The 26552-nt window shown below is 47.2% G+C and carries 22 protein-coding genes, 1 pseudogene and 1 riboswitch; of the genes and pseudogenes, 1 reads left to right on the forward strand and 22 read right to left on the reverse strand.

All coding sequences use genetic code 11. From position 1 onward, the window contains the following. Positions 1-103: 103 nt before the first annotated feature. From gmd to ACXHJ1_RS00740, 5 genes and pseudogenes are all read right to left on the reverse strand, one after another. Complete coding sequence (gene gmd, locus ACXHJ1_RS00720; protein ID WP_025364263.1) at positions 104-1093, reverse strand: GDP-mannose 4,6-dehydratase; 990 nt, start codon at positions 1091-1093, stop codon at positions 104-106. Positions 1094-1113: 20 nt separating this feature from the next. Continuing rightward, positions 1114-2052, reverse strand: coding sequence for a GDP-L-fucose synthase family protein (locus tag ACXHJ1_RS00725; RefSeq protein WP_457905411.1), 939 nt, complete (start codon positions 2050-2052; stop codon positions 1114-1116). Positions 2053-2086: 34 nt separating this feature from the next. Beyond that, positions 2087-2783 (reverse strand): annotated as a pseudogene (locus ACXHJ1_RS00730) (sugar transferase). An 84-nt stretch (positions 2784-2867) separates the two neighbouring features. Further along, a complete protein-coding gene (locus ACXHJ1_RS00735; protein WP_016821242.1) occupies positions 2868-3545 on the reverse strand; it encodes a CpsD/CapB family tyrosine-protein kinase in 678 nt (225 codons plus the stop codon). Continuing rightward, positions 3526-4275: a YveK family protein gene (locus ACXHJ1_RS00740; protein WP_016821243.1), complete on the reverse strand. Its 750-nt coding sequence runs from the start codon at positions 4273-4275 to the stop codon at positions 3526-3528. The genes ACXHJ1_RS00735 and ACXHJ1_RS00740 overlap by 20 nt, the downstream gene beginning before the upstream one ends. Before the next feature lie 328 nt (positions 4276-4603). Between ACXHJ1_RS00740 and ACXHJ1_RS00745 the strand changes: the two genes are divergently transcribed. Then, positions 4604-4972: a helix-turn-helix domain-containing protein gene (locus tag ACXHJ1_RS00745; protein ID WP_016821244.1), complete on the forward strand. Its 369-nt coding sequence runs from the start codon at positions 4604-4606 to the stop codon at positions 4970-4972. 547 nt (positions 4973-5519) lie between these two features. Here the strand turns inward: ACXHJ1_RS00745 and ACXHJ1_RS00750 are convergent. The 17 genes from ACXHJ1_RS00750 to ACXHJ1_RS00830 all read right to left on the reverse strand — a co-directional run bounded on the left by ACXHJ1_RS00750 (position 5520) and on the right by ACXHJ1_RS00830 (position 26341). Continuing rightward, positions 5520-7814 (reverse strand): hypothetical protein, encoded by a 2295-nt coding sequence (locus ACXHJ1_RS00750; RefSeq protein WP_457905412.1) that lies wholly within the window; start codon positions 7812-7814, stop codon positions 5520-5522. 48 nt (positions 7815-7862) lie between these two features. Then, on the reverse strand, positions 7863-9464 hold the full coding sequence (locus ACXHJ1_RS00755; RefSeq protein ID WP_457905413.1) for a glycosyl hydrolase: 1602 nt from the start codon (positions 9462-9464) through the stop codon (positions 7863-7865). A 13-nt stretch (positions 9465-9477) separates the two neighbouring features. Further along, a riboswitch (cyclic di-GMP riboswitch) is annotated at positions 9478-9559 on the reverse strand. Between the two features lie 155 nt (positions 9560-9714). Next, on the reverse strand, positions 9715-11091 hold the full coding sequence (locus ACXHJ1_RS00760) for a sugar phosphate nucleotidyltransferase (RefSeq protein WP_016821248.1): 1377 nt from the start codon (positions 11089-11091) through the stop codon (positions 9715-9717). A gap of 701 nt (positions 11092-11792) precedes the next feature. Next, positions 11793-13121 carry a UDP-glucose dehydrogenase family protein gene (locus ACXHJ1_RS00765; RefSeq protein WP_016821249.1) on the reverse strand — a complete coding sequence of 443 codons (1329 nt, stop codon included), beginning with the start codon at positions 13119-13121 and terminating at the stop codon, positions 11793-11795. 5 nt (positions 13122-13126) lie between these two features. After that, positions 13127-14227, reverse strand: a complete 1101-nt coding sequence (locus tag ACXHJ1_RS00770; RefSeq protein ID WP_025364260.1) for a glycosyltransferase — start codon at positions 14225-14227, stop codon at positions 13127-13129. Positions 14228-14255: 28 nt separating this feature from the next. Then, a complete protein-coding gene (locus tag ACXHJ1_RS00775) occupies positions 14256-15404 on the reverse strand; it encodes a glycosyltransferase family 4 protein (RefSeq protein WP_016821251.1) in 1149 nt (382 codons plus the stop codon). After that, a complete protein-coding gene (locus ACXHJ1_RS00780; protein ID WP_044785747.1) occupies positions 15401-16588 on the reverse strand; it encodes a glycosyltransferase family 4 protein in 1188 nt (395 codons plus the stop codon). The genes ACXHJ1_RS00775 and ACXHJ1_RS00780 overlap by 4 nt, the downstream gene beginning before the upstream one ends. Continuing rightward, the gene (locus ACXHJ1_RS00785; RefSeq protein WP_016821253.1) at positions 16575-17414 is read right to left on the reverse strand and encodes a glycosyltransferase family 2 protein; all 840 of its coding nucleotides are present in this window, start codon (positions 17412-17414) and stop codon (positions 16575-16577) included. The genes ACXHJ1_RS00780 and ACXHJ1_RS00785 overlap by 14 nt, the downstream gene beginning before the upstream one ends. Positions 17415-17436: 22 nt before the next feature. Next, on the reverse strand, positions 17437-18816 hold the full coding sequence (locus tag ACXHJ1_RS00790) for a lipopolysaccharide biosynthesis protein (protein ID WP_016821254.1): 1380 nt from the start codon (positions 18814-18816) through the stop codon (positions 17437-17439). A gap of 5 nt (positions 18817-18821) precedes the next feature. Beyond that, a complete protein-coding gene (locus ACXHJ1_RS00795; protein ID WP_025364259.1) occupies positions 18822-20264 on the reverse strand; it encodes an O-antigen ligase family protein in 1443 nt (480 codons plus the stop codon). A 5-nt stretch (positions 20265-20269) separates the two neighbouring features. Next, positions 20270-21040 (reverse strand): WecB/TagA/CpsF family glycosyltransferase, encoded by a 771-nt coding sequence (locus ACXHJ1_RS00800; protein WP_014599532.1) that lies wholly within the window; start codon positions 21038-21040, stop codon positions 20270-20272. A 4-nt stretch (positions 21041-21044) separates the two neighbouring features. Next, the gene (locus tag ACXHJ1_RS00805; RefSeq protein WP_457905414.1) at positions 21045-22382 is read right to left on the reverse strand and encodes an O-antigen ligase family protein; all 1338 of its coding nucleotides are present in this window, start codon (positions 22380-22382) and stop codon (positions 21045-21047) included. A gap of 10 nt (positions 22383-22392) precedes the next feature. Further along, positions 22393-23328 (reverse strand): glycosyltransferase, encoded by a 936-nt coding sequence (locus ACXHJ1_RS00810; RefSeq protein WP_019686405.1) that lies wholly within the window; start codon positions 23326-23328, stop codon positions 22393-22395. Then, positions 23328-24026 carry a sugar transferase gene (locus ACXHJ1_RS00815; protein ID WP_013369815.1) on the reverse strand — a complete coding sequence of 233 codons (699 nt, stop codon included), beginning with the start codon at positions 24024-24026 and terminating at the stop codon, positions 23328-23330. Before ACXHJ1_RS00815 ends, ACXHJ1_RS00810 begins: the two co-directional genes overlap by 1 nt. 16 nt (positions 24027-24042) lie before the next feature. Then, positions 24043-24933, reverse strand: a complete 891-nt coding sequence (galU, locus tag ACXHJ1_RS00820; protein ID WP_025364257.1) for a UTP--glucose-1-phosphate uridylyltransferase GalU — start codon at positions 24931-24933, stop codon at positions 24043-24045. A 42-nt stretch (positions 24934-24975) separates the two neighbouring features. After that, the gene (locus tag ACXHJ1_RS00825; protein WP_016821260.1) at positions 24976-25614 is read right to left on the reverse strand and encodes a CpsD/CapB family tyrosine-protein kinase; all 639 of its coding nucleotides are present in this window, start codon (positions 25612-25614) and stop codon (positions 24976-24978) included. Then, positions 25598-26341 (reverse strand): YveK family protein, encoded by a 744-nt coding sequence (locus ACXHJ1_RS00830; protein WP_013369812.1) that lies wholly within the window; start codon positions 26339-26341, stop codon positions 25598-25600. Before ACXHJ1_RS00830 ends, ACXHJ1_RS00825 begins: the two co-directional genes overlap by 17 nt. Positions 26342-26552 lie beyond the last annotated feature (211 nt).

The following is a 26552-nucleotide window of genomic DNA, read 5'->3' on the forward strand; positions in this document are numbered from 1 at the left end:
AAAATGACCTTAAACATTGCTTTATGATCTGTTGATCTGTCATACAGCTGAAATCATGTACAACGAAGAGACCCCCCGGCCAGGCGGGCGGCCTCTCCACCTCTTACACGACGACAGAAGCTTCAACTGCAGCCTGCCTTTTTACACGCTCCAAGTCTGCATCCACCATCATACGAACGAGCTGGTCGAAGCCGACTTCCAATCGCCAGCCCAGCTTTTCTTTCGCCTTGGCACAATCGCCAAGCAATAGATCTACCTCTGCCGGTCGAACAAATTGCGGATCAATCACCACATAATCTTCGTAATTTAAACCTACATGAGAAAAAGCAATTTGCAGCAGTTCACGCACAGAATGCATTTCTCCTGTAGAAATCACGTAATCATCTGGTCGATCCTGCTGAAGCATCAGCCACATCGCCTTTACATAATCCCCTGCAAAACCCCAGTCTCGCAGTGAATCCAAATTCCCCATGCGCAGCTCCTGCTGCAATCCCAGCTTGATACGAGCTACTGCATCCGACACTTTGCGTGTTACAAACTCCAGCCCTCGGCGAGGTGATTCGTGATTGAACAAAATACCGGAGCAAGCAAACATATCAAAGCTTTCGCGGTAGTTGACTGTAATCCAATGGCCGTACACCTTGGCTACACCATAAGGACTACGTGGGTAAAATGGGGTCGTTTCTGTCTGCGGCGTCTCCAGTACCTTACCGAACATCTCGCTGCTTGAAGCCTGATAAAAGCGTGCATCCGGCTTGGCAATTCGAACCGCCTCCAGCATATTGGTAACAGATAATGCTGTGATTTGCCCTGTAGCCAAGGGCTGCGGCCATGAGGCCGCTACAAAGGATTGAGCAGCCAAGTTATAGACCTCATCCGGGTCGGACTGACGGACGGCTTCGATCAGCGAAGCCAGATCGGTCATATCACCGGAAAGCCAGTGAATGTCATTCTGGATATGCGCTACATTTTCAAAGTTCGGTGTGCTGGTTCGTCTGCGCACCCCGTACACCTCATAATCCTTGGACAGCAGCAACTCAGCCAGATAAGACCCGTCTTGTCCGGTAATCCCAGTGATCAGCGCTTTTTTCATTCCAATTCCCCCACCGTTATTTATTGTTCAACCAGATCCAGACCTTGAAACGCCTGGTATACAGACCTTAATCCTTCTTCTAGTGAAATACGCGCCGACCAGCCTAGCCCGGAAATCCGGGATACATCTACCAACTTACGCGGCGTTCCGTCAGGAACGGATGTATTAAAAGTAATTTCGCCCTCATAGCCGACTACATTTTTGACTCGTTCAGCCAGCTCACGGATGGAAATATCCTCACCCACACCGATATTTACAATCTCATTCCCCTCATAGTTATTCATCAGAAATAGACAGGCATCAGCCAAATCATCCGAATGAAGAAATTCTCGCCGAGGCGTACCGGAGCCCCATACTTCTACAGTCGGAGATTGATTCAGCTTTGCCTCATGAAACTTGCGGATCAGCGCAGGCAGCACATGAGAGGTTTGGAGATCAAAATTGTCGCCCGGACCATATAAATTCGTAGGCATCACCGAAATAAAACGGGTTCCATACTGACGGTTGTAGGACTGACACATTGTAATCCCGGCAATTTTAGCAATCGCATAGGCCTCGTTAGTAGGCTCAAGCTCACCCGTAAGCAGATATTCTTCTCGCAACGGCTGTGGAGCAAATTTCGGATAGATACAGGTAGAACCGAGGAATAACAGCTTGCTTACATTCTTCCGGTATGCCGCATCAATCACATTTGTTTGTATAAGTAGATTGTCACGGATAAAATCGGCCGGATATTCGTTATTTGCCAAAATCCCGCCCACCTTGGCTGCTGCCAGAAATACATAATCCACGGGCTCTGTATCAAAAAAATGATCTACGGCCTCTTTATTGCGCAGATCCAGCTCACGGCTTGTGCGAGTAGTAATATGACGATATCCCGCTTTCTGAAGCGCTCGAACAATAGCGGAACCCACCAGCCCATTGTGTCCTGCCACATAGATGTTGGAATGAAGCTCCATCCTTCTCTCCTACCCCTCTTTATTAAAATTGACTTTAATAAGCATCCTTGGAGCCCAGCAGCACACGAAATGTTTTCAGCATGATGATCATATCCGTGCGGAAACTGCGTCTAGATATGTACTCCAAATCCAGTTCTACCATCTGGTCAAAGCTTAGATGATTGCGACCGCTGATCTGCCATAGTCCGGTGCAGCCCGGTGTAACCGTCAGACGCAGCTTATCCCTCATGGTGTAATCATGGACTTCTCTTGGCAATGGGGGTCTGGGTCCTACAAGGCTCATATGCCCACGCAGTACATTGAAGAGTTGCGGTAGTTCGTCGATGCTCGTTCTGCGAAGAAAGCGACCCACACGGGTAATTCGGGGATCGTCCCGCATTTTGAACATCGCACCCTCAATTTCATTTTCCACCAGCAATGCAGACAATCTGGCTTCGGCATCAGACACCATGGAACGAAATTTGATCATGCGAAACGGTCGCTCATGTTTACCGATACGTATTTGATAAAATAATGCACTTCCTTTGGGGTCCCAGCTTGATCAACAAAATGACGAGCAGAAATACCGGGCACAGTACGATGATTCCAATAAAAGACAGGATAATGTCCATACTTCGCTTCACGAACGGATATACGCTCCATCCTTGTCGTCGTTCAAGCCCATGAGCGACCGAATATACATCTACTGACGCGCCCAGCACTTTGGCCTCGTTCGAGCGGGAAGAAGACACGTCTCATCACCTCACTCCTCATTGATAAATATTATTTATTCATTGTTAAAAGAATTTTATATACTTTTATTTTCCCCGATTTATTCATGTCAGATTGCGTTCCTCCATACCACGCTCGGCGCGGCGCTTCACGTTATTGAGCACTACACCCAGAATGCGCGCCTTAACTCTTTCTAAATTTGCCTTCGCCTTCTTAACGACATCCTTTTTGACCTTCCCTGCCTGTACTACCAAAATGACACCATCACACATGGCACTTACAATGAGGCCATCTGGAAAAGGCAGCAGGGGTGGCGTATCCATCAGAATCACGTCATAATGTTCTTTTAGCTCAACTAGTAGAGCCTTCATTCTACGGGAACTGAGCATCTCGGACGGATTGGGTGGATTCGGTCCAGCTGTGATTGCATGCAGATGATCAATTCCGGTTTCCTGAACCACATCCTGCCATGTCTGTTGATTGGCAAGTACCCGTGTCAGCCCTGTATGATTGCGCAAACCAAACATATGATGCAAGGAGGACCGACGCAGATCCATATCCATAACCAGCACCTTTTTTCCCTCTTGCGCATAGGTTACAGCCAAATTGCTAATCGTGACTGTTCTGCCTTCACCCGCCTGAGCGGACGCCACCATCATCACCTCAATCGGCTCGTCTATAGAAGAAAACTGGATGTTAGTGCGAAGCATGCGGTACTCCTCCGACACGGAAGACTGAGCATGCAAGGATGTAACGAGCTGATTATTGATTAATCGCGGCATATTGTCCCTCACCTACCTGTTTAGGAGTTGTAGTAGAGCTGTCAGAGCGTCTATCTTCTTTTTTCATTTTTGTAATCAGGGATAGGGTAGGCAGACCGAGTTCTTTTTCAATATCCTCCTCATTTTTAAATGTATCATCCAATACCTCCAGCAAAAACGCCAAGCCTATGCCCAGTAATAAAGAAATGGTAAAAGCAATAAAAATTTGTATGGCGGGATTATTGTTCACGGGAACTGCTGGGTCATTCAGACTGGCTTCGCTTAGGATGGTGACATTGTCCATTTTCATGATAGAGGGGATTTGCCGTTTGAATACTTTGGCTACCGCATTGACGGTTTTCACAGCCTTCGTATACGATAAGTCGCGGACTGTAACATCCATGACCTGTGAATCACCTGCGGTGTTTACTCTTAATTTTTGCGCCAAAGCTGACGGAGTAACCTTAAGATCGGGGAAGCTGGCGACCACCTGATCCATAATCGCCGAGGAGATCATAATTTGCTTATAGGAGTTCGTTAGAGCTATATTGGTTTGCACCACACTGTAATCGACGACACCTGCACGGTCCGGTCGTGGCGTCTGATTAATAATGAGCTTGGCGGTAGCTTCATAAACCTGCGGGGTAAAATATACATTTTTTATGCCTACTACAGTACACACCAGCAGTACAATGCTACCAATCAACCACATTCTTTTGCGGATCAAACGGATGTACTCTTTCAACTGCACAAGACCAGTCCTCCCTGCTTGACTTGTTTTCGATGAATAACGCTTGTACTGATCCTCTGCATGACGGGGAAAAGAACGATGCATGACCCTCTAATCTATAGTAAAATGTTGTATAATAGCGCATAGAAGGTCTAGCCAGCGAATAAGCACACAATGCTCAATCATCGTTGGCCTCTTAAGGGTATATAAATGAAGATATAAGTGAAAACTATGAAATAATGATACGTTATGTAACTTACATAATTAATTTATGATACAAATTGTATCTTGTCAAGCGCAAAATTGCTTTTCTTACCTTTCTTAACCTTGCCTTCAGGAGGAAAAACAGATGAATTATGGAACCCGCATCGCTGAATTACGAGAACATAAGGGATTAAAACAAGAGGAATTAGCGCAATCCCTCGGAATTACGCGGGCGGCTCTTTCTCACTATGAAAAAAATAGACGCAAGCCAGACTTTGAGACCCTGACCAAGCTCGCTGATATTTTCGAGGTAACCATCGATTATTTGGTGGGACGTACGAGCCACCCGACAGCAATATTGGATTCAGATGTGAGGGAATTTGTGGATCAGCTTGAACTGTCAGACGAGGATATCCTGCAACGTTTTAACCTGACGATTGACGGACGCACCTTGTCTGAGGAAGAAGCCAAACGTTTTATCGCGTTTGTTCGAATGGAACGAATGATGGAATAAAGAAAGCGCCGCTGCTTGATGTTTGGCTTAAGTAGGACCAGCAACTGAAAATTACACGCGCTTGTCCTTCTGGCACTTAGTTCTATCAGCGTCGCCCTCCAGCCATTCTGGTGTCGTGATACCACATTGGAGCAAAATGTTCCGGATGTCCAAGTGGATGGCTGCTTTGCCTGCTTTCCGTGCGTTGTCTCGAAGAAGAGGGCCATTCCCCCCTAATTCTGTTTCCTTGTTCATTCAGCACTAACCTCACTTTATTAGTCTTGGTCGCCGGAAAGAAAGAGATTCCCTACAAACCATGTATGTATAGTCATGAACAAAACTATTATATATGAATACATACCTGCAATGTTGTCGTCTTATGACGAGAATATTAAAGGATTTTCTTATTTTTTTCTCCATTATACGTAAAGTATTGGCAATTCAGAACGATTTACAAATAAAAAAGAACCTGTCAGGTCCTATTTTCTCCTGATAGGTTCTTTTTTGCTTTCTTTCGGAATGGTGTTAGATATTCATTAGGTAAGGTCCTACATGCATTCCGGTGTAACTAAGCGACCTCGGCTGCCTGAGAAACCTGAGTACCTCCGGTCGCTCGGACTTTGTAGACGTAATGACTTCCAGCTTTTACAGTGCGGTCCGTATACGTGCTTCCTTCTACTTGCGAGGCAATCACCTGATAGGCACCGTCTGTCCGGTCAGCACGCAGCACATCATAGGAAGATATGCCTTCTGCTTGAAGCCAATTAATCTTTACCACCCCATCCTGAATAGAGGCTGCTTTTACCTCTGTTGGGGCAGAGGCCGTAGTTTGATCTGTACTTTTTAATTCCAAAATATATTGTACCGATTCGCCAGGGCCCAGCTTTTCTTCAAAATCAAGGGCAGGAGAGGCCTTCAGCCCTGATATGGAACGCTGCGCCTGGCTGTAGGTGGAACCCGCCCCAAAACGTTCCCCCGTGTACAAGCCAGCTTTCGGCATCGTCACCCGTACACGAACGGTCTGCGTAGTGGATTCGAAATTCACTAGGTTCACCAGCAATTTGTTCGAGGTAGCGCCGCTACCTGCCAGCGGTTTAAGTTTGGACGTATCCACCGCGCGAACATAGACCATCTTGTCCTTGGTCTCCTCTGGATTCAACATTGTATAAGTCAGCGGTTTACCATGCGTGGCATAGGCTAGACTCAAGCGTCTCATAATCTTAACGCGAGTGTCCTGTCCTTGCCCAAACGGATAAATTTCCGTGTTAGCCGGATTGTGACTTTGCAGATCAAAACCCGTTTTAAATAGTGTGTAATCCTTATAAAAAGCAGCGTGCTGGATAAACATATCGGCAAACCCGATTTGCGATCGCATAATCCGATCGAATGCAGCTGCTTGTGGCTGACTAGCCCCGTAATCAGGATTGTCTCGATGCGTATCGTTAGTACCGAACTCCGTGTTTAGCATCTTTTTCGCCAGTCCGTTGCTCGAACCACCGAAGGTTTTTAAATTCTGAACGAAGCTGCCCCCGCCCTCTTCATTATACGATTCACCGTAGGCGTGTCCGTTGGTTAGGTCGGTGACTTCCTCCAGCTGTTTACGCTGCGCTGGGTCTCGTTCCCATCCATCCGGATCACCGCATTTTTGCGTGCCTCCGGTTTGATTTTTGCACGCCTTGGTAGAGTATGTCGGCCAGTAGGCCCAGCCCGGCGCTACGGTTTTGAGATGCGGTGCCAATTGCTTGCCTTCCGTATTCAACCATTTAGCCACAGCCAGGTCTACCGCCTTGGAGCGATTAAACAATCCAGGTTCGTTATCTACTTCATAATATTGAAGGTATGAACCGTATTTTTTTACATAATCACGCAACTTTTGCTTGGCCGTCTCTGGCAGAGTACCATCTTTTTGCAGCTTAATATCACCTGTGTATAGATACAATGCAGACGATTGCATATTATACTGCTTTAACGTTTGATAGTAATCATCCACGTCTGTGCATGCCTTACCTACATTACTGGCACAGGTTACCCTCATGACGTTGCCGCTATAGGCAATTCCCAGCCATTTGAGAACGTATGGTAGATGCTTAACTGCACCCTGATCATAATAAAATTCTTTATTATTCACATTCGTACCAGTCAGTATATATTTCCCATGTACCGGTTCGACCGCAGGGGAAGCTAACGTCTCCAAGCTCAAGTCATCCCAAGTCCACCACACATTTTTATCTTCCGCAGAGGAGCAGTATAGGCAGCGCGCTGTCTTTAGCTTGAGTACGTTAACACCGCTTTGCAATTGTTCTTTGGGGATATACAGCTCGTAGTTGTTTTTGAAATTATAGGTACTCCCAGTACCGGATACCCCGGCAATCTGAATGATTCCGGACAGCTGATGATTTGAGAAGACAGCCATCTGCGGCACAGCTTTGCCCGCATCCAAGATCCGAACACGGAATATCATACCATTGGGAGGAACCTGATTCAGCTTATATTGAAGTGTTAGTTCTGGATTCGTGGATGCATTCAAACCGGGAGGAATATCTCCACTGCTGAGCAATACCGGAACTGTTGTACTCTCTGCCTCCGACAACGCCGAAAATGCTGCTTTAGCAGATGATTCGGAAGAAGCTGATGCTGCAGAAATATCGATATTATCCCTACCGACCACTCCTTTAAATTCCGCTGAGGAGTCATCCCTCTGACCCAGCTTCCATACTGGACTGGCCGCCGCTACCTTATCTGTCTGCAATTCTACACTTTTTGAAGGCGTGTATATAAACCAAGCGATCATGGCTAGAACTGCGACCCCTAGTAATCCGGATAATACGACCGTATACCTATGGGTCAACCATTTTTTCATCATATGATACACCCTCTCTCCTCAAAATTTTTGACCGGGAAAGAGTATCTATCAAGGAAGAAACAAAGCGTTTCCGGGAACCACCGCTTTCGCTTCATGCTGACTTTCCCACATCAGACGTGCCATCGCATCGCCTTTTTCATCATAGTATTCTACTTTTAGATCTACCATTTTACCTGCTTCCAAAGCAATACTGCCTTTTCGCTCTGTCCAGCTTTGTTTGAACCAACTATCGATCACTAACTTGCCGTCTACCCATACACGAATACCATCATCGGATATGGTTGTGAACGTATAGGTCTCGCAGTATTGTGGCTTGATTTTACCCGTCCAGCGAACCGAGAACTGGTCGGCATTTACCTTTGGATCAGCAGCAATGGCGCGCCAGTTGTAGTCCAGCTTGCTGTCTGTACGGATCAAAACAGGACTGCCGCTCACATTCATATTGTTGAAATATTCGCCCCGCAGCCCGTTCACATATACTTCATCAGGAACGGAAGGAGGAGTCGGAGCTGGAGGAGCAATCACTACTGGTGGAGCTGGGAGAGGCTCACTTTGTCCCTCATCCGGTAAGGTCGGTACATCTGTTCCAGGTTGTTGGATGGCCTCCAGCCCATTTTTCACATCATCCCGTGTCAAACTCTTCGCATCGTTCATATAATCCTGTATTTGAGTGGTTGTGTTATTCTCGGTCAGCATCTTGCCCCAAGTCATGGAATACACCCATTTTGGCTGAGCCTGCAACACCTCAGAACTAGGTATCTCACCGTGCTCGCCAATGGCAATCGGCTTATTCCGTGCCAACTCGAGCAGTCCTTCATAGTGACTTTGCTTAAAATCATTGTTGTAGATGTCTACTGCCAAAATATCCACTTTGTCATCCCCCGGATATTTTGGGGTATACGGGACAGTGTAGGAATTGGGAGCATTGGGACTCCACACCCACAGCAGATTGTTCAATTGATGCGTGTTAACAAAACGGTCGTACATGATATTCCATAGCTGATTGAAATTGTTTTTGTTTCCCCACCAGAACCAGTCACCATTCATTTCGTGGTAAGGTCTCCACAATACCGGAACCCCTGCATCACGAAGCTGCTTTAACGATACAGCGACCTTATCCAGATCGGCAATGAGGAGGTTATACTGCGCAGTGCCTGGCGTGACATATTTATTGAACTCCGCCTGACTTACTTTGGCCTGCACATTGGCCCAAGTCAGCGGTCTACCCGGCAGCGCTTCATGAAAAGTCATCGTCACAATGCCACCTGCTCTGCTCCAACGAATAGCGCTATCGACGACATTTTTACGTTGTGCTGCTTCTGTAGCGTCAGATTGACCAGAGATGGCTCCCATCTCATAGCCGTGCAGACCCACATACGCCTGGCTGATTTTTTGGACCTTGTTGCTTAATTCATCTGGACTTTCCAAATAATCATGCTGACCAGTGACTGTTTTCTTTCCAGAGATGCTGAGTAAATAATTGTATAATTCACGGGCCTGAGTACAAGCGTCCGAATTAACAGGTTGTAATGAAGCGGCATTCACCACAGACAGAGAATCACCAAATCCGACGGGAAACAAAGAAAAAATTATAACTACGGGGAGTACATGACGTATCAGTCGATACAGAGGAATAAAATTGAATCTCACTTTTGCTCTTCCTTTCGGTAGCCAGGCTGCCATCCTTACGGGAAGGCCCTTTAGCTTTGCGTACCTGCCTTTCGACAGGGCTGCGTTTATCGTTGGAAGGAGTTTGGATTCCTTCTTAACCTAAGTATCGACTTTTTTTTACCAAAATTTAATAGGTCATGTTCATGAATTTACAGGTTTTCGCCCAATTTCGACAGTTTGGGCTATAAATTTTCATCAAATCTTCTTTATTTCGTTTTTACGAAAACGATTATGAGATAAATTGATGACGGGCAATTTCATTCCAATCCATGCAAAAGCGTACAATATCCTCTTCAACCAACTCAGAGCCAGTCTGCACCTCTATAAAATCCACATCGGTTACAGCCAAAATGCTATGCTTGGTTCCTTCAGGGATACGGACTACGTCACCGGCCTTCACTTTGTGCAGCTTCTCATTCAAAATAATTTCCGCTTCGCCGCTAATAATGGTCCAGATTTCGCTTCGTTTAAAGTGAAGCTGGTAGCTGATATTTTTACCTTTGTGTACGCGGATTCGTTTGGTCAGTACCTCATTACCCTCGTCATACTTTACATAGTCTACAACTCGATACTGCCCCCAACGGCGTTCTTCATACATTGGACGCTGATCATGAGCCTTGAGCACTTCCTTGATGCGTGGGCTTTCTGCCTTATTGGTCACAAGAATACCATCTGGGCTAGCGGCTACAATCAGATCATTCGTTCCAATGATCGCTACCGGAATGTCCAGCTCATTAATAAGGCTTGTATTAACACAATCCTCCGTTACTACACCTCTGCCCACTTGCTGATTAGACATTTCTTCTGTGAGCGTATTCCAGGTGCCCAAATCCTTCCAAAAACCATCGTACGGAAGCACCACAATGTCTTTTTCCTTCTCGACTACTTCGTAGTCAAAGCTGATTTTCTCCAGAGACGCATATTGCTTTTGCATTTCTTCATAATTCAGCGGCAGGCCCTTGGATGCCAGGATATCCAGCAAATAGCTTAATTTGAATGCAAAAACCCCGCAGTTCCATAGAGCATTGCGTTCAATCAGACGCTCCGCCTGCTCCCGGTCGGGTTTCTCTTGAAAATGGCTCACTTCGCGGTAGCCTGTGCTACCTTGAGTGGCATCATTTTTTGGAATAATATAACCGTATTTCTCTGAAGGATAGGAAGGGACAACCCCGATTAATGCAAGCTTGCCTTCACTCTCCTGAAGTGTATGTTCCAGTTGGGCAACGGAAGCAAAGAAAGCATCCTCTACATAAGGATCTACAGGCAATATAGCTATAATTTCATCAGGCGAAACACCCGCAATGGAATATAGATAAGTCGCTGTCAGCGCAATCGCAGGAAAGGTATCTCTGCGTTCCGGCTCAACTATGATGCGTGTATTCGGTCCGACCTGACTCTGGATCATTTCGACCTGCGCTCTCCCTGTCGCAATAAACGAGGATTCGGATAATCCGTTGTCTCCCAATTGTCTCCATACCCGCTGCACCATGGATTCCGAAATCCCTTCCGGGCTCTCCAGTACCTTCAAAAATTGTTTGGAACGGGAATCGTTGGATAACGGCCATAATCTTTTACCGGAACCACCAGACAAAAGTACGAGCTTCATAATTCTCCACTTCCTCTCTATAATGTGTGGGCGATCGGATGAGGCAAGGTTGAGTAGCCCGCTACGGGCTGGATTTGATCTTACGATCGCTGTTGGACTGGGATTCATTCGATTGTATAAAATCGTATAAAGGTCTAAATCCCGGTTCAAAGGCGAACGCTATCGCTTCTCCAGATTCAAATCTATTCCTACGCTACTCAAAAATGCATCATATCGATCATACCTTGTGGTGCAAAAGGCACGACCGGACATTATTAAGTCCGGTCAGCCTGTAAAAAACGTTCGGGAGTTCTGCGTTTGCCTGCCTTGCTTGCAAGCTTCTAGCAATCGACGCTTCGTAACGCCTTACCAAGATTGCCTTCGACTACCGCAATGGCAGCTTTGCTCCACAGGGGCGCCGCGGTACAGCGCATGGCGCCTTAATCGGAAGGAGCGGCTTCAACTGTGCCGCTCCTTCCGATACGCCCTTACTACTCCCATCCCCTAAGATGGGAGATTAAAAACCGTGACTCTGTGCGATAAAAGCAGCGAAACGGCCCATTTGAATCTGGAGAAGCGCTAGCGTTCGCCTTTGCAGTGGGATTCTAACCTTGGAATGTTTTATATATCCAGAGAATTCCACTGCAACAGCGATCGGAAGATCAAATGGAACGCATAGCGTCTCCCCCACCGCCCACAGTCACTTTTTAATCTGTTACTTTTTAAACTTCCACTTTATCTCTGTTCCATCCACTCATCCGCGGACGACCCACGGAGTAGTATTCCAGTCCAGAGCCTTGAATCTGTTCCTCGGTGAATACGTTACGACCGTCAATCAGAACTGGCTTGTGTAGAATAGAGCCCAGTTGCACGAGATCAACTTCTTTGAACTCTTCCCAATCCGTCAGCAGGCACACAGCATCGCTTCTTTCGGCGGCTTGCTGCGGGGAGGAGCACCATATAATATTCGGGTGATCCACGCGCTCCTTGAATTTATCCATCGCAATGGGATCATACAGCTTGACAATAGCACCTGCCTGAATGAGCGTTTCTACGATTTCCAGTGCTGGAGCTTCGCGGATGTCATCTGTATTAGGCTTGAAGGCGAGGCCCCAAATGCCAATCGATACGCCGTTTAGCTGACCCAGCGATTCACGCAGCTTGGATACAATCATAAAACGCTGGTCAGTGTTCACCTCGACCACCGATTTTAACAACTTAAATTCATAGTCTACATTACCCGCAATTTGGATGAGCGCATTCGTATCTTTCGGAAAGCAAGAGCCCCCGTATCCGATCCCTGCTTGCAGGAAAGAGGAACCGATCCGTTTGTCCATGCCCATACCTTCAGCCACACAGGTAACGTCCGCGCCAACCTTTTCGCAAATATTAGCAATCTCGTTAATAAACGAAATTTTAGTTGCCAAGAACGCATTGGAGGCATATTTGATCATTTCAGCACTGCGGATATCGGTCACATAGATTTTATCCGTGAATACCTGATGCAGAGTGACCATTGTTTCACGCAAACCTGTATTGTCCAAACCAATAATGATGCGATCGGGATGAAGCGTATCATTGATGGCCGAACCTTCTCTCAGGAATTCCGGCGCAGATACAATATCAAATGACAGGCTCGTATGACGAGCCACTACATCCTTAATCTTTTCGTTCGTTCCGACAGGTACGGTACTCTTGGTCATAATAATCTTGTACCCGTTCATGGCTTTGCCGACATCAGCGGCCGCCTGTTCAATGTAAGACAAATTCGCCTCGCCGTTAGCCAGTGAAGGAGTACCTACCGCTAAAATGACAATATCCGAGCGACGTACCGCATCGGCCAAATCCGAGGTGAACTCCAAACGGCCAGCTTCCAGATTCAACGCGATCAATTCCTCAATACCCGGTTCATAGATCGGAGATTCTGCCCGGTTCAACATGTCGATTTTGTACTGCTCCAGATCGACACAAATCACCTCATTACCTTTTTGCGCAAAACACACACCCGAGACGAGTCCAACGTATCCAGTACCGATTACAGCCAGCTTCATTCCGTTCATCCTCCTTTTAGAAAGTTCACATAGGCTTGTTCTACATACTTTTTCAATTGATCCTTGAAGTTATCTTCATCAAATTTGCGGGCATGGGTAATGATATCGTCCACATTCCATGCATGTTGCTCGACCTTTGCGACGGCCTCCAGCACATCGTCTACTTGATGCTTGCGGAAAAATACGCCGTTCACATGAGGAACAATCGTATCCAGCGCTCCCCCGCCCTGAAAAGCGATAACTGGCCGTCCAGCCGCATTCGCCTCCAAAGGCGTAATACCGAAGTCCTCTTCCCCCGGAAAGACAAGCGCCCGGCATTCGGCCATCAGCTTGTTAACCTCTTCGTCCTCAAGCCTGCCGAGGAACTCAATGTTCGGGCCAGCCATGGCTTCGAGTCGTTTACGATCTGGTCCTTCGCCAACGATGCGCAGCTTGAGACCGTTACGTTTGAATGCCTCGATCGCGAGATCAATGCGCTTGTAAGACACCAATCGGGATACGATCAAATAATAGTCACCGATGCTTGTAGCACGTTTGAAACGGGATGTATTGATAGGAGGGAAAATAACATCTGCCTCCCGTTGGTAATAGTGCAAAATTCTCCGTTTGACGACGGAAGAATTGGCGATAAACTGGTCTACGTTGCGAGAAGTTTTGGCATCCCATGTTTTCAGCCTGTTCATGTACAGCTTTAGCATATTTTTGAGCAGGTTGGATTTGGACTGCCGGGCCATATATGTATCGTAATCCCAGGCAAACCGCATCGGTGTGTGACAGTAACAAATGTGAAACGTATGTTTGGGTACCTGGATGCTTTTCATAAATGCGCTGCTGGAGCTTAAAACAATGTCGAAATCCCTAAAATCAAAATCACGGATAGCGATGGGATACAGCGGCAGCACTCCTTTGAAATTGGTCTTCACTCCTGGGACGTTTTGTAGCCAAGTGGCTCTAATGTCCGCATCCTTCAAGTTGCGCGACAGGCGCTCGTCGCTGAACACCGTTGTGAAGATGGGAGCCTCCGGATACATATCATGGAATACCTCTACTACCCTTTCCGCTCCGCCCATTTGGATTAAGTAATCATGTGCTATCGCTATTTTCATCTGAATCATCCTTTAACGCGAATGTCGGTCAGACTCCTGCCAACAAACCCTTATAGTAATGAACTATATCCTTAACAGTGTTCTCGATGACAAAATGCTTCTTGACCCGTTCCATCCCTCTCTCACCCATCTGCTGACGTTCCTGTGGATGCTCCAGCATCCAGCGGATGGCTTCTTCCAGCTTGGCCGGGTCTCCCGGTTCAATGAGCAGCCCGGTTTCATTAGGTACCACCGTTTCCTTGGGACCACCTTCGTTTGAAGCGATCACTGGCAAACCTGCAGCCATGCCCTCAATAATGACTTGACCGAATGGCTCCGGTGTAATGGAAGTATGAATTAGCAGGTCACAGCGCTGCATCAGTCCCTGAATGTCATCGACGTGTCCCATCAGATTGACGTTGGTCAACCCATATTCGCGCATCGTGGATTCCAATCGTTGTTTGTATTCCTCTTCTCCGAACAACGCATCTCCAGCCAGCCAGAATTTCACTCGCTGATCTGGTAAAAAAGAACGTGCTGCTTCCAATAAAATATGTTGTCCCTTCCATTCCGCCAATCTGCCGACCAATACGACGTTAAACGAGTCATCGCCACGCAAATGCGCAGCCGAATCACGAGCCGTAATTGCTTTGGCAAAAGCGGAGTAGACGACGAGCGTCTTTTTGTCCGGGGGTAATTCCAATGCACTCAGCGTGGATTTGGAATTGGCAATCACACCGTTAGGCAAAAAGCGGGACATGAGCCGAATCCCTTTAGCTACAATCGGCTTCAGATACGGCGGACCGATGTGGTCACGGATATGCCAGATCAACGGCAGCTTCGCCGATTTGGCGGCTACTGCACCATACAGTGCAGACTTGAGTGAGTTTGTGTGCACACACACGACTTTTTCCTCACGCAGCAACGGCGCGAGTTTTCTGCCGTAAGCCAGCAACCGAAAGGCTGCTGCAGGCGCACCCAGATTAACAGCATTTCGTCCTCGATTGCGAATCGAATCATCTAGTGGAACGATGCGCACATCAATATCACGCTGCCGAAGCCGATCCGCCAAATCGCCCTCCTCCGCCAAAATAACGAGCGGGTCGATATGTTCCCCAATATTCGTCAGGATGTTATACAAAGCGACTTCGCCGCCGCTCCATCTTGCCGTATGGTCAATATAAGCTACTCTCATCATTTCGCCGCCGCCTTTCTGTCAAGGACCTGTCGGAACACCTCTTCTACCTGCTCTGCTACATGTCCCCATGTGTATCTGCTCAGGACATGGTCCCGGCATTCCCGTGCATTCGGTAGAAGTTCACGATGATCCAGCACACGCAGCAGCCCAGCAGCAATGGCTTCACTGTCCGTCCCCTGGAACAAAAGCTCAGGACGGAATCCTCTTAAGATTTCCTTGTTGCCGCCTACAGGAGTGGCCAGCACCGGTAGTCCCGAGGCCATCGCCTCGACTGTAATCAGACCGAAACCCTCTAGTGCCTGTGTTGGTACAACGAACAAGTTCGAGGCTTGATGGTACAGGGGCAGCTCCTCATCCGACACATAACCAAGCAATCTTACGTGATTATGAAGATTGTATTCCGCCACCTTGGAAGCCAATTCCTCCATCAGAGGGCCCTTCCCACCGATTAGCAGCAGATGATCAGGGTGACGCTCAGTTACTCGTCGCCATGCTTCGAGTAGCTGTACCAGACCCATGCGATTAACAAGACGACGAACGGTTAGCACAATCGTCGCATTTTGCGGCAAATTCAGCCGCTTCCGTACGGCCTCCTGATCCTCTGCCGGATGGAACCTTTCTACATTCGCCGCACCAGGAATAATATGAATTTTACTAAGTGGAACTTTATAGTGCTCGTGTAAAATATCCCGAAAAGTCTCGCTTAGCACTATAAATTTATCCGCCAAACCATAAGCTTTCATTTCAATGGATTTGGCCAACGTCGTTTTAAGAAAATGCTTAATTCCCTGTCCTTCAATCTTCATTTCCTCCGTCCACGGTCCGTGGAAGGTGGTAACGACCGGGATTCCTCTTTTTTTCGCCTCCAGTGCCGGTCCGACACTATAGGGAGCAAAGTGGGAATACAGCACATCTATCGGTTGCTTGTCGAACAGTTCTGCTGCATATTTTTGCATCAGCTCTCGACGCTTCCAGATGGATTGCTGCTTGCTACCAATTGAATGAATACGAATACGTTCAGGCGCCTGAGGCTGCTCATCACTACAGATTAAAGCATCCAGCGTATTGCGCTCTAGCGTAAGCTGCTCACAGATGGATTTGAAATATGTGTTGAGACCTCCTGGCTGCAAGGACGGCCAGCTCAGCCCGGTTGCCGCAATACGAAATCCGTTATTGTACGACATAGCTGGTTTCTCCTTTCTGCTCGGTTTGTCCGCCATCCACAACTTCAATCTTTTTTCGCCGCTTGGTTAACTCATAATGCTTGAAGCAGACGAGAAACTCATACATCACCCAGAAAACGGCTACGGCAAAACCCGCCAACCCCTTGCGGTATAAGCCTTGAACAAAATACTTCTGTACAAAGCGGGCAGGCGGCCTCCACAACAGTCTGGTAATCCGAAAGGATCTTCCTTTGTTAAATGCCGTCTCTGCTTCCAGATCCGTATATTTGTTAAAACGGGTCATATGATCGCTGATGCTGCGGAAGCCATAGTGCCATAACACGCCCTCCAGATTGATGATCTGGGAAGAGGCTACATCCGGCATTTCATGAACAAGACTATTCGTAATGCCATAAATTCGCCGATTGTACAAACGAACCAAATACTCGCCTTTGTTCATCCATTTGCCGAGAAAATCGCCAATGCGAAATACAGAATAGGCTTTGGCCGGATCGTGGAGCGTTTCCTTTACTTTCAACAAGTCACCAAGCAACTCTGCATCCACTACTTCGTCTGTATCAATCAGGAAAATCCAATCAAATTCCGCTTTATCAACACCAAACATGCGCTGTTTGGCATAACCAGGCCATGGGTTGGAAAACACCCGACAGCCCAATGATTCAGCTACCTGAATCGTATTGTCTTTGCTCCCTCCGTCAATGACGACGATATCGTCCGCAAAGGGCTGACAGGATTTAATGGCGGCTGTAATTCGAGTGCCATCATCCTGAGCGATAATAACTACGGATATCCGGTTGTCCGCGGGAACGCTAGACATGTGGTTCATTAGCGGGTGCCTCCTTCTTTATCTAACCGTTAACTGGCTTTTTCCGGATGTAGTGTGACATCGTTGATCGGAGCCATTGAAAATCTTGTTTGGAAATAAGCAGTCTTGGAATTTTCATTTTTAGAACGAACTTAACATTACATAAAATGAAAACGAACCGTAAAATCCCCGAAGACAGCATTGCTATCCCTGCACCCGTCAATCCATATCTCGGCACGAGTATGGACAGCAATGGAATGACGAGCGCCAATCCGACACCCTGTAGAATGGTAACCAGTTTGGGCTTACCCAGCGCCATAAATTGTTGTGCCAGCACCATGGTACCTCCACTGATAGCAACCTCAAGCACCAGAAACCGGAATACCGTAAGCGCTTGTTTAAACTCTTGACCATATAACAATGTAAATACGAACGGAGCAACCAGCATTAACATCACCGCAGCCAAAAAGGTTGCCGTTGAAGTCACTCTAAATGCCCGGAATGTTATGGCCACTGCCTCTTCCTTATCCAGACCAGAGGCTTTGGGAAACAACACGACAATGATCGAGGTTGAAAATACATTCACCATCCGGGCCAGGCTGACCGCTACCGCATATAAACCGAGATCAGCAGGTCTGAGCAGACCTGCAATCAAAATCTGGTCAATGTAAGTGGAAACCTGCCCCATGAGATCATTCCCGTATGAACCCATACCGTAGGTAAAGAGATTTTTAAATTGCGTCCAGCTGTTCTTCACCTTTGGTTTGTACAGCCGAATCATTCGTATCGTGACACCGATATAGATCGGCAAGCCTGGCAGTAAGTAAGCCAATGCTGAGGTGTACGGATTCATTGTCCCCGTCAGGATCAGAATCGCCAGACCCAGCAGTGTACTTAGTGGTACCAGGTACCGGAATAAATTGTATTGTTTATATTCCGAGCGAACTTGAAGCAATGCATTATTGATCTGTGAAATCGCTATGAGCGGACACATCATCATAGAACACTGCGCGAAAAGTATGACCGATGAAGAAAAAGAGCGCAGCCAATAAGGAATTAGAAATACTCCGACGAGTGTCGCCATTCCCCCGAATACCGTAGCCAGCAGCAAGGCCAGACCATACAGCTTACCCGTTTCCTCAGGTTTCCTTTTGGCATTGTAAATCAATGCAGATGGAACACCGAAGCTCATGCAGAAGGCAAGAAATTGGGACCAGTTCACCATCGCTGTCTGTTCTCCGCGTCCAGTAGGACCCAAGAATCGTGCCGTCAGCACACCAGTCAGCATATTCACGACGAGAATCAGCATACTGAATATCATCGTTTTTACTGCTGCAGAGCTGTTATCCTTGCTTTTGGCAAACCGAATCACCGTGGACCATAGCGTCCGGACAGGTGCGGATAATGCTTGTAAGTTTTGCACAGCCTTTACCTTCTTTCCGCGATGACATCTTTTGCCCATAGTCCTATTCCGATCATCATCCAGATCAAATAGCCGCGCATACCGGGGAAACCATTATCCGATATGAGACTGGCTACAGCTCCGGCCCATGTAGCCAACGCCAGTCTGATATAAGGCTGACTGGAATTCCGTTCGGCAATACGGACGAGAAGGCGCTTGATGATAACGAACAGACCACCGAAGAAAAAGAATGCTCCGCAAATACCGAAGGTGAGGAAAATGGCAATATATCCATTATCCATAATCCCAAGTTCACCGAGATCGCCGCCGTTATCAAGCTTGGTTCCGATACCTACACTCCCGATCCCCTGCCCGACCGGATTGTTAGTAATCGCCGGAAGCATTGTATGCAGTAGATCCAAACGTTCATTGTATGAATGATCCTGTTGAATATCTGTCAACGTCTGCATGCGAGCCACCAAACCTTCTGCCCCCGGAAGTTTTGGAACGATGATATAGAGAAGAAGACCGACGATAGCAAGTTGAAACAGGGTCTTCCACTTTCCTTTGGAGGATGAACTGAGAATGTAAGCCAGCAACATGACGAATGCAATCAGCCAGGCTGAACGTACGAGCGTGACCAAGAGACAAACGACTGTTAGCAGGACTCCAATCCATCCCAATGTCCCTCGCCACCGTTTCTCCATCAGCATTGGTACAAGTGCCATTGCCAGGAAAATAGCGCATGGGCCGGGCGAGTTCATGGAAGAAAACACTCTAATTTGAAGCGGTTCTGGCACGCCAATGGAATTCATTTCCACGTGATTCATCCAAAATGCATCCCAAGGAGGCACCGTCAAGTACTGAATAATGCCGTATATCGCTACTAGAACAGCAATGTTGGCGTATGAATACAGCAGTCGGTCCAACTCCTTGGCTTTCATAGGCTTAATCGCAAGATAAGGCAATAGAAGCAATGGAACCACATAATTGGCCAAATCATAAGCAAAAACAATACCATTTTTGAATAACCCGACCACACTTCCGTAGGCCAACTCTATGCCGAAAAATACAGCAATCCGGGTTAATGGCTTTTCCGCCAGATGAATACCCCGCAGCACAGGAATGATCAGCATGCTGCTTACCAGCAGCGGCGCCACGCTCAATAAGGAAACCGAGTGATACGTTCCCTCCAACCAATCTGCAATGCGGCGGATTTCCGGGCCTACTGCCCACACCACCAATGTGTAAGAAATCAATAGCCGTGATTGCAAGATCGCCAGCAGGAAGGCTGGAAAAACGATCGCCAGCAATATGGCTCCCTGCTGGCTCGTGGTGGGATTCATCTTGGCGCTGACAAATCCGATGGCGAGTGGTAGCATACAAGCCAGCACCCCCATGCCGATCATGCCGATTCCACGCCGACTTCCTAGCCAGAAGGAAATCTGCTGATCTGCCAACCGACTCATGTTTCTCACCCCTGGCCTCCCTTCATCCGCTTCCGCTTAAACATCTCTTTAAACAGCAGAACGAGGAACTGGGAATCCTCAATCAAATATCTTTTCCACAATCGTTTAGGCTCCTGAGACAACCTCCAAAACCATTCAAATCCTGTCTTCTGCATCAGCTCCGGTGCTCTCTTTACATTTCCCGACAGGAAATCAAAGGTCGCTCCCACCCCAATCGAAACTGGAGCGCGGTAAGTCTCATAATATCTGTAAATCCATTTTTCCTGCTTCGGTGCTCCTACCCCTACAAAAACGATGTCTGGGCGAGCCTCTTGAAGCAACTGGATAATGTATCTGTTCTCCTCTTCGTTTTTCTCAAAGCCATAAGAAGGAGAATAGCAGCCCACCACATTCATGTTTGGATAGGATTCCTGGAGATTAAGCATAGCCTTCTCAGGAATACCGTCAGCTGCACCCAGAAAAAACAAGCGATAGCCCCGATCCTCAAAAGCCTCTCCCAGCCGGGTGAACAAATCGGACCCTGACACTTTTTGTTTGAGGGGCTTTTTCAGCAACTTAGACGCCCAAATGATAGGCATTCCATCGGCCACTACAGCTCCGGCATCCGAATATACCTTGCGGAATTCATCATCCTTACGAAGCTTGATCACATGATCGACATTACAGGTCAAAATGTAGGAATGACGCTGATGCTCAATAGAAGTATCTATAAATTCGAGTAGATCATTAAAATCGTAATTATCAAAGTTGACATCGAACATGTTCACTCTGCTCATCGTATCACTTCTCTTTGCGAAAATCGGTTTGAGTAGATGTCTGGTATAATGCGTTCAAATACCAGCAAAACGGAATAATCATCTGAACCGTCGACAACGTATTATCTGAAAACGAGTAGATCAAAAAACCTGCAATTAAAGTTGCAAAATAAGGTTTGATAGACTTGGCAAGTGACCGGTAAATGAGAGCGAACACGATCAGTAATGAAAGCATTAATAGCCCGCAACCGATATATCCGGTATCAAAATAAAATCGTATATACTCGTTATGCGGTACAACAAAACCATTGAATAACGTCCCGTCGTTCGCAACCGTTACCGCGCCAAGGCCTCTGCCTGACCAAGGGTAATCATGTACTCTGTTCAAAAAATATTCCCATGCCTCCGAGCGTCCCGATAGGTCAATGCCTGTGTCGGTCTCCCGTTCGAAGGAGCGTTTTTTTAAATTGTTCCATTGTAGGGCCACCGCCCCCAGAGCAACCAAAAACGATCCGGCCAGCGGTAGCAAATAATTGACTTTTCCCTTGAGGTACTGACGGGCAATATCAAACAGATACACAGCAAACATTAATAACAATGCCAGAATCGGCCCACGTGTACCGGTGGCGATCAGGATTAGAAAGTTCAGGGCCAACACCGTGTAATAAAAGGCAGCTTGCCTAGGTTTGCGCTTGACCTCAATCAGAGAGACGGCAATTCCGAGAAAGGAGAGCATTGCCAAATGCGGCGGTATATTCGCTCCTTGTACTCTGACTGCGCCCGTAAATTCCACATCCGTAAATGAGTGCAATCCTAAAACCTGCAAGCCTAATCCAATGACCACACTAATAATCGGCAACAGGCTAATCAGTCGAATATGCTTTTCCGCCACATCCTTTTTCCACTGGATCAGTAAAAAAAAGAAGGGCAGTGATAGTCCCACGAACGCCTTGACGGCAATCGAGGTCGTTAACAAAGGCAGCCATGCTGAAAATCCAAATGTAATCCCCAGCATGATCACCAATGCCCAGACTGGATAGCTGAACTTGAGACGAATGCCATATACAAGCATGCATGGCACTAGCAGAGCCAAAATGCCCAATTTGTACAATGACAATATCTCAATGCCGAACACGCCACCCTGATACAGAGAATCGACTGAGACTGCTGTGCTTAGCAAAACCGCATAGCTAATGCGCTCAGGATGATGGATAGAGACAGCCAACAAAAGCAGTAAGCATACCGCCGCAATACTGACCACAGGTTGATAGGTAGCTGCAATTCCTACAGCAAGAGCGCCTAGTAGAAAAATAAAAACATGCTGTATCGTGTTTAATCTGGAAGTCCAAGGATAGTTACTCATGTTCAATCTTTCACCCCGCAGCTGACTCGCTTTTCCGGTTGCGCAGTGTATCCAGCGTTCCGCGGATATTTTCAAGCCTGCACCGGTTCAACAGCTTCCTGCCCTCAGTACGTGCCAGCAGGGAATCCACCGTGATGTATAACACTTTGGCTGCCACTTTTGCCATCAGCACCGCGTTGCCGCGCAGACCTGTAGCCTGAGCAGCATTAGACATGCCCTGACAATAGTAGCGATTCAAGATCCATTCTCTCGTTAAGCGTGAAGCCGGAACAAAATGTTCTACAGCCATGTGCGGATGATACATAATCGTTCCACCATTTTTACGGATTTGCTCAAATACCCACGATTCTTCACCAGATAGGAGGATATCTCCCTTTCTGCCCAAGTGAAGCGGGAACATGACGGCGGCGAAAGCCGTTTTGCGCATAGCCATATTCGCCCCAAATGGATTCAGGCCCGCCGGATATTCCCGAACGGATTTCCCCAGATCAATAATCGTGTAGGGCAGTTCAAGCGGCCCTGTCAACCAGTTCGGGCGTTCCGTCTCAAACTTAGGATCAATCTTCCCACCCATAGCCGTTAGCTCGGGATTGTTCCCAAAGGCCGACATAATCGTTTGCAGCCATGTAACACACGGAATTGCATCATCATCCAGAAAAGCAATGACGTCTGCTTTTGATAACGTAATGCCAGCATTACGAGCGGCAGACAGTCCTTGTTCGCGCTCATAATGATACCGAAGATGAATATGCTGACCATGCGCAACGGTGAATCTTTTGATCGTCGCTGCTGTATGATCGGTGGATCGGTTATCGACCACAATGATCTCAGCCAGTGCAAGGTCTTCCAGCTTCAGTAGAGACATTAACGTTTTCTCCAACAGGTCCGCCCGGTTATAGGTGCAAATAACGACGGACACTGCGGGACATCGCTTAAATGCATCCATCAGTAAGCATCCTTGGAGAACAGCATTTTAACGCCTGTTTTCATGATAATTTTCAGATCGAGCCACGTATTGCGAACATGAATATACTTCAAATCCATTTGCACCATTTCTTCGAAGCCTACACTGTTACGTGCGCTCACCTGCCAGTAACCCGTACATCCCGGTGTTACAATCAGGCGCTGCTTGTCATAATCGGAGTATTGCTCAACCTCGCTGGGCAACGGCGGACGCGGACCGACTAAAGTCATGTCTCCAACCAACACATTCCACAGCTGCGGAATCTCATCAATACTCGTCTTGCGCAGAAAACTGCCAATTTTCGTGATCCGAGGATCGTTTTTAATTTTGAACATGGCGCCGCTCACTTCATTCAGCTCCATCAGGTCCTTTTTCAGTTCCTCGGCATTGGACACCATTGAACGGAATTTATACATATCGAATAACTTCTCATTCTTGCCCACCCGAGTTTGCTTGAAAAACACACTTCCCTTTGGGTCTTCGAGCTTAATCAGAATGGCCACCACTGCAAACAATGGAAGCAATACGATTAAGCCCACAAAAGACAGCAGCATATCAAGGAGGCGTTTTGTGACCAGGTAGGACGTTTTATCCTGAATTTGTGTATTTCCGTATGGCATGTAAAACGCTTTACCTGACATGACAGCCTCGCCATCCTCCGGTAAATTTTCCATGCTCATGCTGACGTACCTCCTCTCAACCCGCTGTGGTTGCTTTCTCGGTTTTTTTCAGCCATTCATTCATGGCCTCCATAACCGGATACTTCAAATCATCGCTGGCAAGTGCAAATTCAAGAGTGGTTAAAATATATCCAAGACGTTCACCTACGTCATAACGCGTGCCTTCAAAGTCGTAGGCGTACACACGTTCACTCTGATTCAGCTTTTGGATCGCATCCGTCAACTGAATTTCGCCGCCAGCTCCTTTTTCCTGAAGATCAAGATATTTGAAAATTTTCGGCGAGAACACATAGCGACCCATAATAGCCAAATCGGATGGGGCTGTGCCTGGAGCCGGTTTTTCAATAAAATTATTCACTCGGTACAATCGTCCGTCCTGTTGGTCCGGTTCAATGATGCCATACCGGTTCGTGAATTCCTGTGGTACCCGCTGCACACCGATCACAGAGTTTTGCGTTTCCTCATATTGATCCATCAGCTGGCGCAGGCAAGGTTTTTGACCTGTTACGATATCGTCGCCCAGCAGCACACCAAATGGCTCGTCCCCGATAAAGCGTCTTGCGCACCATACCGCATGTCCAAGACCTTTGGGTTCTTTCTGGCGAATGTAATGAATTTCCACGCCTGAAGAACGCTGTACTTCCTCCAGAAGCTTCAGCTTACCGTCCTCGAGCAGTTTGGATTCCAGCTCAAATGCGTTGTCAAAGTGGTCCTCAATGGCACGTTTACCTTTACCCGTAACGATAATGATGTCCTCGATACCAGAAGCAATCGCTTCTTCCACGATATATTGAATCGTAGGCTTATTGATAATCGGGAGCATTTCCTTAGGCATTGCTTTGGTGGCAGGGAGGAAGCGCGTTCCCAATCCTGCTGCTGGAATAATGGCCTTTTTCACTTTTTTCATCATCGCACTCATTCTCCTTGCTTCATCGAATTTTGGTGTTGCTTACTTCACCTGATTCATCACAATTCCAACCAGCGTTGCGCTAGCCTGCTCCATGAGTTGCTTTGTTTTGCGTAGATCTTCCCGTTTGGTCCGGCCATGTTTGGCAACGAGAATCACGCCATCCGTCAAGCCTGCAATCAGGCGAGCATCCGTATAATTCAGCGCTGGCGCCGAATCGAGTAATATGATGTCATATTCACGTTTGAGTTCTTCCAACAGCTCTGCCATACGTTCGCTACCGAGCAGATCTGCTGCGTTATACAGACTGTCCCCACCAGGAACAACCGATAGTTCCAGTCCACCATGCCTAACGATAGATTTGGAAGAAGCCCCACCGCGCAAATAAGCCGATAGACCTCCGGTATTCTCCATTCCGAATATCTCGTGCAGCGCTGGTTTATGCAGATTGCAATCCACCAGAGCCACCTTCTTGCCTTCTTGAGCAAAGGAAACTCCGATGTTGGCGATCATTGTTGTTTTCCCCGCTCCGCTTTCCGGCGAGGTTAACAAAAGAACCGTCCCACGGTCCTTTTGCCCGACCACCTGCTGCCGGATGTATGTACGGAGGGATCGAAATGATTCCGAGATATACGATGATGGATTACTTTCTGTAATCAACATGTCATTCAATCGCAGCATATTTACGCTCCCCTACCCGTTCTTTGGAATTTCCGGCCACTCCATCGATGTCCTTCTTGCGAATGACGGGAATCGATGCAATTACTGGAATGCCGATGTCTGCATCCGCTTCTTTTTCCGTGCGCAGCGTGCCGTTAATGCTTTCCAGGAACACAATCGTGCCCAACGCAATCATCAGCGATACGAGAAAACTAATCGCAATATTCATGAGCGGATTCCCATTAATCGGGTCAGGATTGGCTTGCGGGTCCGCTTCATTTAAAATTTTCACATTATTTAATTCCATCAATCCCGGAACCGTCTGCACGAATTTCTGGGTTACTGCGTTTACAACCGCTGCGGCCTGGGGATAATTCCCTGCCTCAAACGTCAAGCCGATTACCTGACTTTTATCCGAGGATTTAATTTGCAGCTTCTCTGCCAACTTTTGCGACGTCAAATTGAACTCAGGATGAGTCGCTACCACAGCGTCCATAATTTTAGGTGAAGTGAGAATTTGCTTGTAGCTTTCCACCAAATTAAGACTTGTGTTGACGTCATTCAGATTGTTACTCCCCTGCTTGGCGGAAATATGATTAACCAGCAGTTGGCTTGAAGCGGAGTAGACTGGCTTTACGACATTGTCGCTCACAATGTAAGTCGTTACACATGAGAGAATGACAAAAATCGCAATCAGCCACAATCTTTTTTTGATCAGGACTAGATAATCCAAAATGGTTTTCTCCACAAAAATCCTCCCTCCCATACAATTTCTCTTCTTATTTTAAGTATGATCTAATTGTAACAATCCGTTGTATTAACGACATGGAACCGAACGGCACTTTCTCCCTCACTACAGAGGAAGGGAGATGTATACTTTTGGACACGGCATGGTATACTTTTGTACCATACTTTGTCGATTATGGTAAATACACAAGAAAAAATCCTCAAAACCACCA

The organism is Paenibacillus sp. ALE2 (assembly GCF_054113385.1).

What these genes read in the sequence shown, in the direction of transcription:
- gmd (WP_025364263.1), bottom strand. Translation starts at nt 1,093, where the DNA reads ATGAAAAAAGCGCTGATCACTGGGATTACCGGACAAGACGGGTCTTAT.
- ACXHJ1_RS00725 (WP_457905411.1), bottom strand. Translation starts at nt 2,052, where the DNA reads ATGGAGCTTCATTCCAACATCTATGTGGCAGGACACAATGGGCTGGTG.
- ACXHJ1_RS00735 (WP_016821242.1), bottom strand. Translation starts at nt 3,545, where the DNA reads ATGCCGCGATTAATCAATAATCAGCTCGTTACATCCTTGCATGCTCAG.
- ACXHJ1_RS00745 (WP_016821244.1), top strand. Translation starts at nt 4,604, where the DNA reads ATGAATTATGGAACCCGCATCGCTGAATTACGAGAACATAAGGGATTA.
- ACXHJ1_RS00750 (WP_457905412.1), bottom strand. Translation starts at nt 7,814, where the DNA reads ATGATGAAAAAATGGTTGACCCATAGGTATACGGTCGTATTATCCGGA.
- ACXHJ1_RS00760 (WP_016821248.1), bottom strand. Translation starts at nt 11,091, where the DNA reads ATGAAGCTCGTACTTTTGTCTGGTGGTTCCGGTAAAAGATTATGGCCG.
- ACXHJ1_RS00765 (WP_016821249.1), bottom strand. Translation starts at nt 13,121, where the DNA reads ATGAAGCTGGCTGTAATCGGTACTGGATACGTTGGACTCGTCTCGGGT.
- ACXHJ1_RS00770 (WP_025364260.1), bottom strand. Translation starts at nt 14,227, where the DNA reads ATGAAAATAGCGATAGCACATGATTACTTAATCCAAATGGGCGGAGCG.
- ACXHJ1_RS00775 (WP_016821251.1), bottom strand. Translation starts at nt 15,404, where the DNA reads ATGATGAGAGTAGCTTATATTGACCATACGGCAAGATGGAGCGGCGGC.
- ACXHJ1_RS00780 (WP_044785747.1), bottom strand. Translation starts at nt 16,588, where the DNA reads ATGTCGTACAATAACGGATTTCGTATTGCGGCAACCGGGCTGAGCTGG.
- ACXHJ1_RS00785 (WP_016821253.1), bottom strand. Translation starts at nt 17,414, where the DNA reads ATGAACCACATGTCTAGCGTTCCCGCGGACAACCGGATATCCGTAGTT.
- ACXHJ1_RS00795 (WP_025364259.1), bottom strand. Translation starts at nt 20,264, where the DNA reads ATGAGTCGGTTGGCAGATCAGCAGATTTCCTTCTGGCTAGGAAGTCGG.
- ACXHJ1_RS00800 (WP_014599532.1), bottom strand. Translation starts at nt 21,040, where the DNA reads ATGAGCAGAGTGAACATGTTCGATGTCAACTTTGATAATTACGATTTT.
- ACXHJ1_RS00805 (WP_457905414.1), bottom strand. Translation starts at nt 22,382, where the DNA reads ATGAGTAACTATCCTTGGACTTCCAGATTAAACACGATACAGCATGTT.
- ACXHJ1_RS00810 (WP_019686405.1), bottom strand. Translation starts at nt 23,328, where the DNA reads ATGGATGCATTTAAGCGATGTCCCGCAGTGTCCGTCGTTATTTGCACC.
- ACXHJ1_RS00815 (WP_013369815.1), bottom strand. Translation starts at nt 24,026, where the DNA reads ATGAGCATGGAAAATTTACCGGAGGATGGCGAGGCTGTCATGTCAGGT.
- galU (WP_025364257.1), bottom strand. Translation starts at nt 24,933, where the DNA reads ATGAAAAAAGTGAAAAAGGCCATTATTCCAGCAGCAGGATTGGGAACG.
- ACXHJ1_RS00825 (WP_016821260.1), bottom strand. Translation starts at nt 25,614, where the DNA reads ATGCTGCGATTGAATGACATGTTGATTACAGAAAGTAATCCATCATCG.